This window comes from Flavimobilis soli (genome assembly GCF_002564025.1).
Taxonomy (GTDB): domain Bacteria; phylum Actinomycetota; class Actinomycetes; order Actinomycetales; family Cellulomonadaceae; genus Flavimobilis; species Flavimobilis soli.
Genome location: NZ_PDJH01000001.1, coordinates 424655 through 441173 on the forward strand (window position 1 = coordinate 424655; position 16519 = coordinate 441173).

Annotated in this window: 14 protein-coding genes; 4 read left to right on the forward strand and 10 right to left on the reverse strand. The window is 71.1% G+C overall.

What is annotated here, in order from left to right; translation table 11 throughout:
- Positions 1–41: 41 nt before the first annotated feature.
- Positions 42–983 (reverse strand): heme o synthase, encoded by a 942-nt coding sequence (locus ATL41_RS01960; RefSeq protein WP_098456964.1) that lies wholly within the window; start codon positions 981–983, stop codon positions 42–44.
- A 403-nt stretch (positions 984–1386) separates the two neighbouring features.
- Between ATL41_RS01960 and tkt the strand changes: the two genes are divergently transcribed.
- The 4 genes from tkt (at position 1387) to pgl (ending at position 7216) form a co-directional block, all read left to right on the forward strand.
- Positions 1387–3543 carry a transketolase gene (gene tkt / locus ATL41_RS01965; protein ID WP_098456965.1) on the forward strand — a complete coding sequence of 719 codons (2157 nt, stop codon included), beginning with the start codon at positions 1387–1389 and terminating at the stop codon, positions 3541–3543.
- Between the two features lie 367 nt (positions 3544–3910).
- Positions 3911–5467, forward strand: a complete 1557-nt coding sequence (zwf, locus tag ATL41_RS01970) for a glucose-6-phosphate dehydrogenase (protein WP_098456966.1) — start codon at positions 3911–3913, stop codon at positions 5465–5467.
- A gap of 58 nt (positions 5468–5525) precedes the next feature.
- Positions 5526–6443: a glucose-6-phosphate dehydrogenase assembly protein OpcA gene (gene opcA, locus ATL41_RS01975; RefSeq protein ID WP_098456967.1), complete on the forward strand. Its 918-nt coding sequence runs from the start codon at positions 5526–5528 to the stop codon at positions 6441–6443.
- The gene (pgl, locus tag ATL41_RS01980) at positions 6440–7216 is read left to right on the forward strand and encodes a 6-phosphogluconolactonase (protein WP_098456968.1); all 777 of its coding nucleotides are present in this window, start codon (positions 6440–6442) and stop codon (positions 7214–7216) included. Before opcA ends, pgl begins: the two co-directional genes overlap by 4 nt.
- 85 nt (positions 7217–7301) lie before the next feature.
- On the opposite strand, the gene ATL41_RS01985 is transcribed toward pgl, so the two are convergent.
- The 9 genes from ATL41_RS01985 to uvrC all read right to left on the reverse strand — a co-directional run bounded on the left by ATL41_RS01985 (position 7302) and on the right by uvrC (position 16450).
- Complete coding sequence (locus ATL41_RS01985) at positions 7302–7649, reverse strand: RNA polymerase-binding protein RbpA (protein WP_098456969.1); 348 nt, start codon at positions 7647–7649, stop codon at positions 7302–7304.
- Between the two features lie 42 nt (positions 7650–7691).
- Positions 7692–7934 carry a preprotein translocase subunit SecG gene (gene secG / locus ATL41_RS01990; RefSeq protein ID WP_098456970.1) on the reverse strand — a complete coding sequence of 81 codons (243 nt, stop codon included), beginning with the start codon at positions 7932–7934 and terminating at the stop codon, positions 7692–7694.
- A gap of 180 nt (positions 7935–8114) precedes the next feature.
- Complete coding sequence (gene tpiA, locus ATL41_RS01995) at positions 8115–8900, reverse strand: triose-phosphate isomerase (protein WP_098456971.1); 786 nt, start codon at positions 8898–8900, stop codon at positions 8115–8117.
- 27 nt (positions 8901–8927) lie between these two features.
- Complete coding sequence (locus tag ATL41_RS02000) at positions 8928–10127, reverse strand: phosphoglycerate kinase (RefSeq protein WP_098456972.1); 1200 nt, start codon at positions 10125–10127, stop codon at positions 8928–8930.
- Positions 10128–10264: 137 nt separating this feature from the next.
- Complete coding sequence (gene gap, locus ATL41_RS02005; protein ID WP_098456973.1) at positions 10265–11269, reverse strand: type I glyceraldehyde-3-phosphate dehydrogenase; 1005 nt, start codon at positions 11267–11269, stop codon at positions 10265–10267.
- A 195-nt stretch (positions 11270–11464) separates the two neighbouring features.
- Positions 11465–12445, reverse strand: a complete 981-nt coding sequence (whiA, locus tag ATL41_RS02010; RefSeq protein ID WP_098456974.1) for a DNA-binding protein WhiA — start codon at positions 12443–12445, stop codon at positions 11465–11467.
- Positions 12446–12463: 18 nt separating this feature from the next.
- Positions 12464–13456, reverse strand: a complete 993-nt coding sequence (locus ATL41_RS02015) for a gluconeogenesis factor YvcK family protein (protein WP_098456975.1) — start codon at positions 13454–13456, stop codon at positions 12464–12466.
- Positions 13437–14375: an RNase adapter RapZ gene (gene rapZ, locus ATL41_RS02020; RefSeq protein WP_098456976.1), complete on the reverse strand. Its 939-nt coding sequence runs from the start codon at positions 14373–14375 to the stop codon at positions 13437–13439. The genes ATL41_RS02015 and rapZ overlap by 20 nt, the downstream gene beginning before the upstream one ends.
- Positions 14376–14410: 35 nt before the next feature.
- Positions 14411–16450 (reverse strand): excinuclease ABC subunit UvrC, encoded by a 2040-nt coding sequence (uvrC, locus tag ATL41_RS02025; protein WP_098456977.1) that lies wholly within the window; start codon positions 16448–16450, stop codon positions 14411–14413.
- Positions 16451–16519: the final 69 nt, after the last annotated feature.

Sequence of the window (16519 nt, forward strand, 5' to 3'; positions counted from 1 at the left end):
CGCCGATCCTGGCCTGCGCCGCGGGAAGCGGCGAGGGCGCGTCAGAACGGGAGCAGCACGTCGACGACGACGGCGAGGCTCAGCAGCGTGAGGTACGTGATGGACGCGTGGAAGACACGCATCGCCTTGGGCTTGCCGCGCGACGGGTCGACCGTGCGTCGCAGCAGGGTCACGCAGTCCGCGAGGAACCAGGCGCCGAGCGCGACCGCGCTGATCCCGTAGACCCAGCCGAGCGTGCTCAGCGGGACGAGGACGAGCGAGCACGCGATCATCGCGACGGTGTAGGCGATCATCTCCCCCGCGACGCGACGGTCGGACGCGACGACGGGGAGCATCGGCACCCCCGCGTTCGCGTAGTCCTTGCGGAACTTCATCGACAGCGGCCAGTAGTGCGGCGGCGTCCAGAAGAACACGACGCCGAACAGCGCGACAGGCGCCCAGTCGAGGCGACCCGCCACCGCGGACCACCCGATGAGGACCGGCATGCAGCCGGCGACGCCGCCCCACACGATGTTCTGCGACGTGCGGCGCTTGAGGATCAGCGTGTAGAAGACCACGTAGAGAAGGATCGCGGCGCCTGCGAGCAGGCTCGAGAGCCAGTTGGCGCCGAGGCCGAGCCACAGCAGCGCGGCCACGCCGAGCGCGGTGCCGAACGTGAGGGCTGCTCGCCCGGAGATCGCGCCCGTGACCATCGGCCGCTTGCGGGTGCGGACCATGAGCTCGTCGATGTCACGGTCGATGTAGCAGTTGAAGACGTTCGCGCTCGCAGCGGCCAGCGCGCCGCCGCAGAGCGTGTGCAGCATGAGCGCGAGCGACGGGAGGCCGCCCTGGGCGAGAAACATCGTCGGCACCGTGGTCACGAGGAGCAGCTCGATGATGCGCGGCTTCGTCAGGGAGACGTACGCGCCGACGGTGGCGCGCCAGCCGGCGCTCTCCGCGGGGTTGGCGACGTCGCTGGGCCGTGAAGCCGTCGAGTGGTGCACGCTGGTCTGGTATCCGTTCCTCGTCAGTGCGCCGGCGCCTGCCAGGGCAGGCGCGCGCGGTCCCTGTTCCGGTGGGGCCCGGCCTTAGGTCCCGCACGGCGCAGGTCACTCCATGGTAGTGCTTCCCGCGCGCCGTGGCAGGTGGCAGGCCCGTTGCCTGTGCCACAGGAGAATCCCGTCCACGCCGACGCTCACGTGGTGGTCATCCGCCCCTCCGGACGGCCCGAACGTTAGGCTTGCCACGTCGGTCCGGAGCGGGGCCTGCGTCCTGCCGCCCGAGAGTGAGCGTTCACATTCACTCCCTGGGCGCGATGCGCGCCCCGAGGACCCCGGCTCTCGTGCGCGCGACGCAGCGGACCGGAGAGACCTCGACGCCGACACAGGAGTTCTGTCGCATCCCACGATGCCCCGGCACGACGAGTCACCGGGGCGGAAAAGAGGTTCGGTGAACACGTTCACCCCCGCACGTCCCCTGCCTTGGAACGACCTCGACCGCCGCGCCGTCGACACGGCACGCATCCTCGCCGCCGACGCGGTCGAGAAGGTCGGCAACGGGCACCCCGGGACTGCTATCTCCCTCGCGCCGGTGGCCTACCTGCTCTACCAGAACTGGCTGCGCCACGACCCCACCGACACCGGGTGGATCGGACGCGACCGCTTCGTCCTGTCCTGCGGCCACTCGAGCCTCACGCAGTACATCCAGCTCTACCTCGGCGGCTTCGGCCTCGAGATCGACGACATCGCGGCGCTGCGCACGTGGGGCAGCCTGACGCCGGGCCACCCCGAGGTGCACCACACCAAGGGCGTCGAGATCACGACCGGCCCGCTCGGACAGGGCCTCGCGTCCGCGGTCGGCATGGCGATGGCCCAGCGCCGTGAGCGCGGCCTCCTCGACCCGGACGCCGCCCCCGGTGAGAGCCCGTTCGACCACCGCGTCTTCGTGCTCGCGTCCGACGGCGACCTCCAGGAGGGCGTGACCTCCGAGGCCTGCTCGATCGCCGGCACCCAGGAGCTCGGCAACCTCGTCGTCATCTGGGACGACAACCGCATCTCGATCGAGGGCGACACCTCGATCGCGTTCACCGAGGACGTCGCGGCCCGCTACGAGGCGTACGGCTGGCACGTCCAGACCGTCGACTGGATCAAGGGCGAGAACGGCTACGAGGAGGACATCGAGGCGCTCGACGCCGCGATCGCCGCCGCCGTCGCCGAGACCACGAAGCCGTCGTTCATCCGCCTGCGCACGATCATCGCGTGGCCGTCGCCCACGAAGCAGAACGATCACGCGTCGCACGGCTCGAAGCTCGGCGGCACGGAGATCGCGGCGCTCAAGGAGCTCCTCGGTTTCAAGACCGACACGTCGTTCGACGTCGAGCCCGAGGTCATCGCGCACACGCGCGAGCTCCAGGAGCGCGGCAAGGCGCTGCACGCCGAGTGGGACGCGAAGGTAGCCGAGTGGCGAGCCGCCAACCCCGAGCGCGCCGCGCTGCTCGACCGCCTCGCCGCCCGTGAGCTGCCCGAGGGCTGGGACTCCGCGCTCCCCGTCTTCGAGGCCGGCTCCTCCGTCGCGACGCGCGCCGCGTCCGGCAAGATCCTCACGGCTCTCGCCGACACCCTGCCCGAGCTCTGGGGCGGCTCTGCCGACCTCGCCGGCTCGAACAACACGACCATGAACGGGCAGCCATCGTTCATCCCCGCGCACCGCTCGAGCCACGAGTTCGCCGGCGACCAGTACGGCCGCACGCTGCACTTCGGCATCCGCGAGCACGGCATGGGCGCGATCCTCTCGGGCATCGCCCTGCACGGCCTGACGCGCCCCTACGGTGGCACGTTCTTCCAGTTCAGCGACTACATGCGCGGCGCCGTCCGCCTCGCCGCCCTCATGAACACCCCGGCGACGTACGTGTGGACGCACGACTCGATCGGCCTCGGCGAGGACGGCCCGACCCACCAGCCGGTCGAGCACCTCGCGGCGACCCGCGCGATCCCGGGCCTCTCGATCGTCCGCCCCGCGGACGCCAACGAGACCGCCCAGGCATGGAAGGCGATCCTCGAGCGTGACAACGGCCCCGTCGGCCTGATCCTCACCCGCCAGAACGTCCCGACGTTCCCGCGCGGCGAGCAGGGCTACGCCACGGCCGACGGCGTCGCGCGCGGCGCGTACACGCTCCTCGACGCGTCGAACGGCGCACCCGAGGTGCTGCTGCTCGCCACGGGCTCCGAGGTCCAGGTCGCCGTCGCCGCTCGCGAGGCCCTCGAGGCCGAGGGCGTCCCCACGCGCGTCGTGTCGCTCCCCTGCCTCGAGTGGTTCGAGGAGCAGGACGCCGCGTACCGCGAGTCGGTCATCCCGTCGTCCGTCCGCGCCCGCGTCTCCGTCGAGGCGGGCCTCGCGCTCTCCTGGTACCGCTACCTGGGCGAGCACGGCCGCGCGGTCAGCCTCGAGCACTACGGCGCCTCCGCCTCCGCGGAGAAGCTCTTCGAGGAGTTCGGCTTCACCGCCGAGAACGTCGTCGCGCACGCCAAGGAGTCCCTCGCGTCGGTCCAGGCCGCCCAGGCCTGACGACCCGACCCGACCACGCTGTGGGCGCCGCTCTTGCGGCGCCCACAGCCGTCTCAGGGCACCGGGACGCGCCGCCGGCGCCGTTCCCGTCCCGTCACGCGGCCCCGCTGACGCGGTGCCCCACAAGTCCCTTGACCCGTCCGTGGAACACGGTCGCACCACGCCCTGCGGCGTGGATACGATCACGTCAGCCCTGCCCCGCGCCCTGGCGCGCGTCGCAGCCACGCTCGGACCGCCCGGTCCGGACGAGGCCGCCGACCGTCTCGAGCGCGTGGGCGTCGAACCGTTCCCGGTGAGCCGGACGGGCCCGCAGACCTCGGTCGCGGGCCCCGACACCCGCCAGGACCGAACCCCAGGAGGACGGCCAGTGAGCCCTGCCGTGGTGAGCGCCGAGAACAACCCGCTTCGGGACGCACGCGACCTGCGCCTGCCCCGCATCGCGGGACCGTGCAGCCTCGTCATCTTCGGCGTCACGGGCGACCTCGCCCGCAAGAAGCTCATGCCGGCGGTCTACGACCTGTCCAACCGCGGCCTCCTGCCGCCGGGCTTCGCGCTGACCGGCTTCGCGCGCCGCGACTGGGACGACCAGGACTTCGCCAAGGTCGTGCACGACGCCGTCAAGGAGCACGCGCGCACCCCGTTCCGCGAGGAGACGTGGGCGCAGCTCTCCGAGGGCATCCGCTTCGTCCAGGGCTCGTTCGACGACGACGAGGCGTTCGAACGCCTCGCGCAGACCGTCCACGAGCTCGACATCGAACGGGGCACCCGCGGCAACCACGCCTTCTACCTGTCGGTGCCGCCGAGCGCCTTCCCCGTCGTGTGCCGCCAGCTCTCCCGCTCGGGCCTGTCCCGCACGGACGAGGGCGACGGCGCCGAGAACCCGTGGCGCCGCGTCGTCGTGGAGAAGCCGTTCGGGCACAACCTCGAGACCGCACGCGAGCTCAACGACGTCGTCTCCGAGGTGTTCGAGCCGGAGTCCGTGTTCCGCATCGACCACTACCTCGGCAAGGAGACGGTCCTCAACCTGCTCGCGCTGCGGTTCGCGAACCAGATGTACGAGCCCATCTGGAACAACCACTACGTCGACCACGTCCAGATCACGATGGCCGAGGACATCGGCATCGGTGGCCGCGCCGGGTATTACGACGGCATCGGCGCCGCGCGCGACGTCATCCAGAACCATCTGCTCCAGCTCCTCGCCCTCACGGCGATGGAGGAGCCGGCGTCGTTCGCCGCAGAGGACCTCATCGCGGAGAAGATCAAGGTCCTCAACGCGGTCACCCTCCCCGAGGACCTCGAACGGCACACGGCACGCGGCCAGTACACCGCCGGCTGGCAGGCCGGCGCCGAGGTCAAGGGCTACCTCGACGAGGACGGCACCGACCCCGAGTCGACGACGGAGACGTTCGCCGCGATCCGCGTCGACATCGACAACCGCCGCTGGGCGGGCGTCCCGTTCTACCTGCGCGCCGGCAAGCGGCTCGGTCGTCGCGTCACCGAGATCGCCGTCGTCTTCAAGTCGGCCCCGCACCTACCGTTCGACTCGACGGAGACGTCCGAGCTCGGCAAGAACGCGATCGTCATCCGCGTCCAGCCGGACGAGGGCGTCACGATCCGCTTCGGCGCCAAGGTCCCCGGCACGGCCATGGAGGTCCGCGACGTCACGATGGACTTCGGGTACGGGCACGCGTTCACGCAGTCCTCCCCCGAGGCCTACGAGCGTCTGATCCTCTCCGTGCTGCTCGGCGAGCCGCCGCTGTTCCCGCGCCACGAGGAGGTCGAGCTCTCGTGGAAGATCCTCGACCCGATCCTCGACGTGTGGGCCGCCTCCGGGAGGCCCGACCCGTACCGCTCCGGCACGTGGGGCCCAGCGAGCGCCGACGAGATGCTCGCGCGCGACGGACGCGCCTGGCGGCGCCCGTGAGGCCCGCGCCGTCCCCGACCCGCACGCTCGCACCGCACCTCCCGACACAGGAGCACCAGTGATCATCGACCTTCCCCAGACGACCACCAGCACGGTCGCCAAGAAGCTCATCAAGCTGCGCCAGGAGGGCGGCGCGGTCGCCCTCGGCCGCGTGCTCACGCTCCTGATCATCACGGACGAGCAGGACGCCGACGAGGCGATCGACGCCGCGAACGACGCGTCGCGCGAGCACCCGTGCCGCATCATCGTGCTGGCGTCGACCACGGGCACGTCGGAGAACTCGCTCGACGCGCAGATCCGCCTCGGCGGGGACGCGGGCGCGAGCGAGGTCGTCGTCCTCAAGGGCCCCGCGTCGACCATGGAGCACGCTGACACGCTCATCATGCCGCTCCTGCTGCCGGACGCCCCGATCGTGGCGTGGTGGCCGCACGAGGCTCCCGCGCACCCGGCGAAGGACATCGTCGGGGCGATGGCGAGCCGCCGGATCACCGACTCGTACTCGAGCGCCGACCCGTGCGGCACGCTGCGCCGCCTCGCCCAGGCGTACACGCCGGGCGACACCGACCTCGCGTGGACCCGCTCGACGATCTGGCGCGGCCTCATCGCCGCGACGCTCGACCAGCCGCCGTTCGAGCCCGTCGAGAAGGTCGTCGTCGAGGGCGTGCCGGACCACTCGTCAGTCGACCTGCTCGGTGCGTGGCTCGGCCACGCGCTCGACACCGAGGTCGAGATCCGCCGGACGCCCGGTGCGCAGGCCGTCACCCGCATCACGCTCGAGCGGCCCTCCGGCCAGATCTCGCTGTCGCGGCCGAGCGGCAAGGTCGCGACGCTCTCCCAGACGGGTCAGCCGGACCACCGGATCGCGCTCCCCGTGCGCCAGCTCCACGAGTGCATCGCGGAGGAGCTGCGGCGCCTCGACCCCGACGAGATGTACGGCGAGGTCCTCACGCGCGGTCTCGAGAGGATCCGCGCATGAGCGCGCGTCGCGTCGTCGTCCACCCGGACGCCGAGGTCCTCGCCCAGGCGACCGCGTCGCGTCTGCTGACACGCCTGCTCGACCTCCAGTCGGTGCGCACACCCGTGCACGTCGTCCTCACGGGCGGCACGGTCGGCATCAAGGTGCTCGCCGACGTCGCGGCGCACCCGGTGCGCGACGCCGTCGACTGGGGTGCGGTGCACCTGTGGTGGGGCGACGACCGTTTCGTCCCCGAGGGGCACGCCGACCGCAACGTCCAGCAGGCCCGCGACGCCCTCCTCGACCACCTGCCGACCCTGCCGGCCGGCAACGTGCACGCGATGCCGGCAGCGCGGCCAGAGGATCCCGCGTTCACCGAGGACGACGCTGCCCGCGATTACGCTGCCGAGCTCGCGCGCTTCGCCGAGCCCGGGGACGCAGCCCCGCAGTTCGACGTGCTCATGCTCGGCATGGGTCCCGACCACCACGTCGCATCGCTCTTCCCGGGCCACCCGGCGCTCGAGGTGAGCGGGGTCGCGACGACGGGTGTCGCTGACTCCCCCAAGCCTCCGCCGCTGCGCGTCTCGCTCACGTTCGACGCGATCCGCAGGGCCCGCGAGGTGTGGATCGTCGCGGCCGGCGCCGAGAAGGCGGCGGGCGTGCGAGCAGGACTCTCCGGTGCGCCCGTCGTCGAGTCTCCTGTCGCGGGCGCCGTCGGGCAGGACCTGACGCTCTGGCTGGTCGACGCCGCGGCAGCCGGCGAGGCGGCCGAGGCCGTCGAGGGCGGCGCCTGACCCCGCCGACGAGCGCGAACGACTGAGGCCGCCGTCCCGAGCGGGACGGCGGCCTCAGCCGTTGCTGTGCGTGCCTGGTGGTCGTTCAGCCGCCGCGGCGCTTGCGCAGCGCTGCGAGTGCTTCGTCGAGGAGGGCCTCGCCGTCCTCCTCGGAGCGACGTTCCTTCACGTAGGCGAGGTGCGTCTTGTACGGCTCGTTGCGCGACGGAGCAGGCGGGTTCGCGCGGTCCTGTCCCGCCGGGAAGCCGCAGCGCGGGCAGTCCCATTCGCTCGGGATCTCGATCGCGGTCTCGTCCGAGAAGCTGGGACGCGTCTCGTGGCCGTTGGCGCACCAGTACGACACGTACACCCGCGCGGCCACGTCACCGCGCTCGGACTCCCCCATCGGACCGGCACCGACGCGCGATCCCCTGATTGCACTAGCTCCAGCCACTGTCTTTCCCCTGTCTCAGTGCCCGGCGGAGTTCCCCGGAGGTCAGCCGACCTTGGCGAGGAGGCCCAGCAACACGATCGTCAGCACCCAGACGATCACGAAGGCCACCGTCAGGCGGTTCAAGTTCTTCTCGGCGACGCCGGACGAACCGACCGAGCTGGCGATACCGCCTCCGAACATGTCGGACATGCCGCCGCCCTTGCCCTTGTGCAGGAGCACGAGAAGCACCATCACCAGGCTCGTGATGACAAGGATGACCTGCAGGATGATACCGATCGCGTCCACTAGACGGTGTCCCTCTTCGTCGCTGTTCAGCCTGGGCTCGTGCCCGGGCTCTGCGGTTCCCCTGGAAACCGCACGCGGCACGGCGGCCGCCGGGTCAAGGATAGGTCACGCCGCCCACCCTGGGCCAAACGCCCCGCCGCAGCGGGGCGTCGGCCCAGGACAGACGTCGAGACGGTTCGGTCAGGCCTGCGCCTGGAACCGGGCGATCTTCGCGAACTCCTCCGGGTCGAGGCTCGCACCGCCGACCAGGGCGCCGTCGACGTCGGGCTCAGCCATGAGCTCGGCGATCGACGAGGACTTCACGGAACCGCCATAGAGAACACGCACGGCGTCGGCCACCTCGGCCGAGTACAGCTCGGCGAGGCGGGCGCGGATCGCACCGTTGACCTCCTGCGCGTCAGCGGGGGTCGCGACCTCGCCCGTGCCGATCGCCCAGACGGGCTCGTACGCGACGACGACCTTGGCGGCGTCCTCGGCAGAGATGCCCTCGAACGCACCGTCGACCTGGGCGAGCGTGTACGAGACCTGGTCGCCGGCCTTGCGGACGTCGAGGCCCTCACCGACGCACACGATCGGCACGAGGCCGTGCGCGAGCGCGTTCTTCGTCTTGGCGTTGACGAGCGCGTCGTCCTCGCCGTGGTACTGACGGCGCTCGGAGTGGCCGACAGCCACGTACTTCACGCCGAGCTTCTCGAGGAACACGGGCGAGATCTCGCCGGTGTACGCGCCCGACACGTGCGCCGAGAGGTCCTGTGCCCCGTACGAGACCTGCGAGCCGTCCGCGTCGACCAGGGTCTGCACGGAACGGATGTCGGTGAACGGCACGAGGACCGTGACCTCGACGGCCTCGAAGTCGTGCTTCGCGTCCTTGAGAGCCCAGTCGAGCTTCTGCACCAGGTGGACCGCCTCAAGGTGGTCCTTGTTCATCTTCCAGTTGCCCGCGATCAGCGGGGTGCGGTTTGCCACGTCAGTGTCTTCCGTTCGTCAGGTAGGTCAGGCGTCGAGGACGGCGATGCCGGGGAGCGTCTTGCCCTCGAGGAACTCGAGGCTGGCGCCGCCACCGGTCGAGATGTGGCTGAAGCCGGCCTCGTCGAAGCCGAGGATGCGGACCGCCGCGGCGGAGTCGCCACCGCCCACGATCGAGAACGCGCCGTCAGCCGTCGCGTCGATCATGCCCTGCGCGACAGCGCGGGTGCCACCGGCGAACGCGTCGAACTCGAACACGCCCATCGGGCCGTTCCAGACGATCGTCTTGGCGTCGGCGAGCTTCGAGGCGAAGAGCTTCGCCGACTCGGGGCCGATGTCGAGACCCATGCGGTCCGCCGGGATCGCGTCAGCGGCGACGACGTCGTGCGGGGCATCGGCCGCGAACGAGTCGGCGGCGACGATGTCCGTCGGGAGGACGATCTCGACGCCGCGCTCCTTGGCGGTCGCGAGGTAACCCTTGACGGTCTCGATCTGGTCCTCCTCGAGGAGGGACTTGCCGACCTGGTAGCCCTGGGCCGCGAGGAACGTGAAGACCATGCCGCCACCAATGAGGAGACGGTCCGCCTTCTCGAGCAGGTTCGCGATGACACCGAGTTTGTCGGACACCTTGGAGCCACCGAGCACGACCGCGTACGGGCGGGCGGGGTCCTCGGTCGCCTTCTTCAGGGAGTCGACCTCCTTGAGGACGAGCTCACCGACGGCCGCCGGGAGGACCTTGGCGATGTCGTAGACCGAAGCCTGCTTGCGGTGCACGACGCCGAAGCCGTCGGACACGTACGCGTCGGCGAGCTCGGCGAGGTCGGCGGCGAGCGACGCACGCTCCTCGTCGACCTTCGAGGTCTCACGAGCGTCGAAGCGGATGTTCTCGAGGAGGGCGACCTCGCCCTCGCCGAGCGCGGCGACGGTGGCCTTCGCGCTCGCGCCGACCGTGTCGCCCGCGAGCGTCACGGGGGCGCCGAGCAGCTCGCCCAGGCGGGCGGCGACGGGGGCGAGCGAGTACTTGGCGTCCGGCTCGCCCTTCGGGCGGCCGAGGTGGGCGGTCACGACGACCTTGGCGCCGGCGTCGACCAGACGCTTGAGCGTCGGGAGCGCGGCGCGGATGCGACCGTCGTCGGTAATGGTCGTGCCGTCGAGCGGGACGTTGAAGTCGGAACGAACGAGGACGCGCTTGCCGCGCAGGTCGCCCAGGTCAGCGATGGTCTTCACAGGGGGCACTCCGTAGTGCGTGAGGTTCGGGTGGAAAGGTCAGCGTGCCGCGACGCAAAGACGTCCGCGTGCGCGCCCCGGACGAGCCGTGGGCGCGCACGCGGACGTCATGCGATCAGCGAGTCAGCAGGGCGGCGTCAGAGACGCTCGCCCACGTAGCTCGTGAGGGCGACGAGCGAGTTGGAGTAGCCCCACTCGTTGTCGTACCAGGCGACGATCTTGACCTGGTTGCCGATCACCTTGGTGAGCTTCGAGTCGAAGATGCTCTGGTGCGGGTTCGTGACGATGTCGGAGGAGACGATGTCGTCCTCGACGTACTCCAGAACACCCTTGAGCGGGCCCTCGGCGGCAGCCTTGACCGCGGCGTTGACCTCCTCGACGGTGACGTCGCGCGAGGCCTCGAACGTGAGGTCGGTCGCGGAGCCCGTGATCGTCGGCACGCGCATGGCGAAGCCGTCGAGCTTGCCCTTGAGCTCGGGCAGGACGAGGGCGACAGCCTTCGCAGCACCGGTCGAGGTCGGGACGATGTTCTGCGCGGCCGCGCGGGCACGACGCAGGTCCTTGTGCGGACCGTCCTGGAGGTTCTGGTCACCCGTGTAGGCGTGGATCGTGGTCATGAGGCCACGGACGATGCCGACCGAGTCGTTGAGCGCCTTCGCGACGGGCGCGAGGCAGTTCGTGGTGCACGACGCGTTCGAGATGACGTTGTGCTTCGCCGGGTCGTACTGCGTGTGGTTGACACCGACGACGAAGGTCGCGTCCTCGTTCGAGGCCGGGGCGGAGATGATGACCTTCTTGGCGCCCGCAGCGATGTGGGCCTGAGCCTTGGTCGCGTCGGTGAAGAAGCCGGTCGACTCGATGACGATGTCAGCGCCCAGCTCGCCCCAGGGGAGGTTCGCGGGGTCGCGCTCGGCGAGGGCACGGATGTTCTTGCCGTCGACGATGATGTTCTCGTCGTCGTACGCGACGCTCTGCGGGAAACGGCCGAGAACCGTGTCGTACTTGAGCAGGTGCGCCAGGGTCTTGTTGTCCGTCAGGTCGTTGACACCGACGATCTCGATGTCAGCTCCCGACGCGATGATGGCGCGGAAGAAGTTACGTCCGATGCGGCCGAAGCCGTTGATTCCGACGCGGATGGTCACTATGCCCTCCTCGGGGCGCGTCGGCTAGCACCGACGCACACGGTTGTTGACGAACTGTACGTACGTCGATGTACGCGGATGAGACACGAGTCACAGCCCTGAGGGGTTGTGTCCCGCATCACCGAACGTCCCTAGCCTATACCGTCCGGCGGCGCGGCGATGGGACGAACGTCCGACCACCTGGGCCTCGGGCGCTCAGAGGTCGAGCAGGTCCGACGCAAGACCCGCCTCGGTGTCCGGGATGCCCAGCTCCTGCGCCCGCTTGTCCGCCGTCGCGAGCAGGCGGCGGATGCGCCCGGCGACAGCGTCCTTCGTCAGCGGCGGGTCGGCGAGCTGGCCGAGTTCCTCGAGCGACGCCTGCTTGTGCGCGAGCCGCAGCTCGCCGGCCTCGCGAAGGTGCTCCGGCAGGTCCTCGCCGAGGATCTCGAACGCACGCTCGACGCGCGCGCCGGCGGCGACGGCCGCGCGGGCGGACCGGCGGAGGTTCGCGTCGTCGAAGTTGGCGAGACGGTTCGCCGTGCCGCGCACCTCGCGGCGCGCCCGGCGCTCGTCCCAGACCTTGGCCGCCTCGACCGCGCCGAGGGTCGTGAGCATCGTCGAGATCGCCTCGCCGTCGCGCACGACGACCCGGTCCACCCCACGGACCTCTCGAGCCTTCGTCGGCACGCCCAGGCGCCGCGCCGCCCCGACGAGGGCGAGGGCAGCCTCGGGACCGGGGCAGGTGATCTCGAGGGCCGACGAGCGGCCCGGCTCCGTGAGCGAGCCGTGCGCGAGGAACGCGCCGCGCCATGCCGCGGCTGACTCGTCGACGCCGCCGGACACGATCTGCGGCGGCAGGCCGCGCACGGGGCGGCCCCGGTTGTCGAGCAGGCCAGTCTGGCGGGCGAGCGACTCGCCTTCCCGCGCGACGCGCACGACGTAGCGGTTCCCGCGGCGCAGGCCGCCCGGCTGGATCACCATGACGTCGCTCGAGTGCCCGTAGACCTCGGTGATCGCCTGCTTGAGACGCCGCGCGACGACGCCCGTGTCGACCTCAGCCTCGATGACGATGCGGCCCGACACGATGTGCAGTCCGCCCGCGAACCGCAGGAGCGCAGAGACCTCCGCCTTGCGGCAGCTGATCTTGTCCACCCTGAGCCGCGCGAGCTCGTCCTTCACCTGTGCCGTCAGTGCCATGGGGTCATCCTGCCATCTTCAGGCGCGCGTCCCGACGTCGCCCAGGAAGTCGTCGAACACGTCGCGGTAGGCGGCGGCGAGCCGCAGGCGGTCGTGCCTTGGCGTACCGTCACCGCGCCTGACCTGGCGCATCACCGTGCGTGCCCCCATCGCGGAGGCCGCACGCGTGAGCCCTTCGACGTCGTCGACCGCGCTCGGGTCTGCCAGGACGGCGTCGACGCGCAGGTCGGGATGGTGCTCGTGGAGCGCGGCCAGGTGGTCGGTCGCAGAGAGCCCCGACGTCTCACCCTCGGGGTCGAGGTTGAGCGTGACGCAGCGGCGCGCCTCGGTCTCCTGGAGCGCGAGCGCGAGGTCGGGCACGAGCAGGTGCGGCATCACGGACGTGTACCAGGACCCCGGTCCCAGCACGACCCAGTCGGCGGCGCGCACGGCCGCGACCGCCTCCCCGCACGCCGGCGGCTGGTCCGGGACGAGCCGGACGCGGTCGATGTGCGCCTCGCACGTCGCCACCGTGCTCTGGCCACGGATCGTGCGTGCCTCTCCCCCGACCCGGACGTCCGCCTCGATCTCGAGCGGCACGGCGGCCATCGGCAGCACGCGGCCGTGCGCCCCGAGGAGACGTCCGACCCAGTCGAGGCCGTCGACCGTGTCGCCGAGGATCTCCCAGAGCGCGACGATGAGCAGGTTACCGACGGCGTGGTTGTCGAGGTCGCCGTCGCTGCGGAAGCGGTGCTGGAGCAGGTCGCGCCAGGTCAGACCCCACGCCGACTCGTCGCACAGCGCCGACAGTGCCATGCGGAGGTCGCCGGGTGGCAGCACGCCGAGCTCGGAGCGCAGACGACCCGACGACCCGCCGTCGTCGGCCACCGTGACGACCGCGGTGAGGCGCTCCGTCATCAGGCGCAGCGCCGAGAGGCTCGCGGAGAGGCCGTGACCGCCGCCGAGGGCGACGACAGCAGGGCCCGAGCGCGCGTCAGCGGCGCGCCCGCGCTCACTCCTTGCCGAGGTCACGCGCTGTCACCACGACGCGGTGGCCGGCCTGGCGCAGCCGACGGCCGATCTCCTCCGACACGGCGACCGAGCGGTGCTTCCCGCCCGTGCACCCGACGGCGAGCGTGACGAACCGCTTCTCCTCCTCGAGGTAGCCCTTGAGGACGGGCTCGAGCGCCTCGACGTAGCGGTCGATGAACTGCTGCGCTCCCGGCAGGCCGAGCACGTAGTCGCGCACGGGCTCGTCGCGGCCCGACAGGTGGCGCAGCTCCGTCACCCAGTAGGGGTTCGGCAGGAAGCGCATGTCGACGACCAGGTCGGCGTCCATGGGGAGGCCGTACTTGAACCCGAACGACACGACGTGGATGCGCAGCGGGTGCTCCTCCTCGCTCGCGATCGCGGCGCGCACCTCGCGCCCGAGGTCGTGCACGTTGAGATCGCTCGTGTCGATGACGACGTCGGCCTGCGCCCGGATCGTCCGCAAGAGCGTCCGCTCGGCGGTGATCCCGTCGAGGAGGCGGCCGTCGCCCTGCAGCGGGTGCGGTCGACGCACGGATTCGTACCGACGCACGAGGACGTCGTCGGAGGCGTCGAGGAACATGACGCGGTAGTCGACGTCACGCTGCTTCATCTGCTCGATGACGTCCTGGAGCTGGTCGAAGAACTGCCGGCCGCGGACGTCGACGACGGCCGCGAACCGGGTGAGGGTCTGTCCGGCGTGCACGGACATCTCGATGAGCGGGGTCAGCATCTGCGGGGGGAGGTTGTCGATGACGAACCAGCCCAGGTCCTCGAGCTCGGCGGCCGCACGCGTGCGGCCGGCACCCGACATGCCGGTGATGATCACCACCTGCGACCGCTCGGGCTCGGGCGCGGAGGCTGCGGCCTCGAGCGCGGGGATGCCCTGAGGGACGGTGAGTGGGTTCTTGTCCTCGCTCATGGTCCCAGCATGCCAGGCCAGAACGGCCTTGCGGGTCAGGCGTCGTCGGCGGGCGTCGACGCCGCTGCTGGCGCCGGCGAGGTCTCCGCACTGGCAGGCGGTGCGAGCGCCTCGAGCACGCTCCGGGCGAGCTTCTCCCCCATCCCCGGCACCGTCGCGATCTCCTCGACGGAGGCGGCCCGCAGGCGCTTGAGAGAGCCGAAGTGCTTGAGCAGCTTCGCCTTGCGCGCCGGCCCCAGGCCGGGCACTCCGTCGAGCTCCGACGCGGTCATCGCGGCGCCTCGCCGCTTGCGGTGGTGCGCGAGCGCGAAGCGGTGCGCCTCGTCGCGGACGCGCTGGAGCAGGTACAGACCTTCCGAGCTGCGCTCGAGGATGACCGGGTAGTCGTCGCCCGGGAGCCACACCTCCTCGAGGCGCTTGGCCAGCCCGCAGAGCGCGACGTCGTCGATGCCGAGGTCGGCGAGCGCGCGGGCCGCGGCCGCGACCTGCGGCTGACCGCCGTCGACGACCACGAGGTTCGGCGGGTAGGCGAAGCGCTTGGGGCGACCCGTCTCCTCGTCGACGAGGGCGTCGACCTCGCCCGAACTGTGCTCGGCGAGCTCCTGACGGTCGCCGTCGGTCAGGTCGAGCTCGAGGTCGGAGGACTCGGACCGGTCGGTCAGGTAGCGCTTGAAGCGCCTCGTGATGACCTCGTACATCGCTGCCGTGTCGTCAGCCGCACCCTTGCCCTCGGGGCCGCGGATCGTGAAGCGGCGGTACTCGGACTTCCGTGCGAGGCCGTCCTCGAAGACGACCATCGACGCCGTCTGGAACGTCCCCTGCGTGTTGGAGATGTCGTAGCACTCGATCCGCAGCGGTGCGGACTGCAGGTCGAGCGCCTCCTGGATCTCCTGGAGCGCGCGGCTGCGCGTCGTGAGGTCACCCGAACGGCGTGAGCGGTGCAGCGCGAGCGCCTGCTCCGCGTTCTTGCGCACGGTCTCGGCGAGCTCGCGCTTCTCACCCCGCTGGGGCACGCGGATGTCGACGGCCGCGCCGCGGATGCCGGACAGCCACGTGCGCACCTGGTCGAGGTCCTCGGGCAGCTCCGGGACGAGGACCTCGCGCGGGACGCTGCGGCGGGCGTCCGGGTCGGACGTGTCGACGTCGCCGTACACCTGCTGGAGCAGGTGGGTGACGAGCCCCGCGTCGGTGACGTCCTCGACGCGCTCGACGACCCAGCCCCGCTGGCCCCGGATGCGTCCACCGCGCACGTGGAACACCTGGACGGCCGCTTCGAGCTCGTCGCCGACGAGGCCGAAGATGTCGGCGTCGGTGCCGTCGGCGAGGACGACGGCGTTCTTCTCGAGCGCCCGCTGCAGGGCCTGGATCGCGTCGCGGTACCGGGCTGCCTGCTCGTACTGCATGTCGGCGGCGGCCTCGTTCATCTGGGCGGTGAGTGCCTTGATGAACCGGGAGGCGTCGCCGCTCATGAAGGTGCAGAGGTCCTCGGCGAGGGCTCGGTGCTCGTCGGTGCTGATCCGCCCGACGCACGGCGCGGAACACTTGTCGATGTACCCGAGCAGGCACGGGCGGCCGGTCTGCGCGGCACGGCGGTAGACGCCCGCCGAGCAGGTGCGGACGGGAAAGACGCGCAGGAGCAGGTCGAGGGTCTCGCGGATCGCCCAGGCGTGCCCGAACGGACCGAAGTAGCGCGTGCCCGGTCGCTTGGCACCGCGCATGACCTGGGCGCGGGGCACCTCCTCGCCCATCGTGACCGCGAGGTAGGGGTACGACTTGTCGTCGCGGTACTTGACGTTGAACCGCGGGTCGAACTCCTTGATCCACGAGTACTCGAGAGCGAGCGCCTCGACCTCGGTGCGCACTACCGTCCACTGGACGCTCGCGGCCGTCGTGACCATGGTCGCGGTGCGCGGGTGGAGCGAGCTCAGGTCCTGGAAGTAGTTCGCGAGCCGGGCGCGGAGGTTGCGGGCCTTGCCGACGTAGATGACCCGCCCGTGCTCGTCGCGGAACCGGTAGACCCCAGGGTCGGTAGGGATCTCGCCCGGCTTCGGCCGGTAGGTCCTCGGGTCAGTCATGGTGACGAGGGTAGTCGGGGCCACCGACGCGACAGGCTCCGGCGGTCCGACGCCCCGGACCGCCCGACG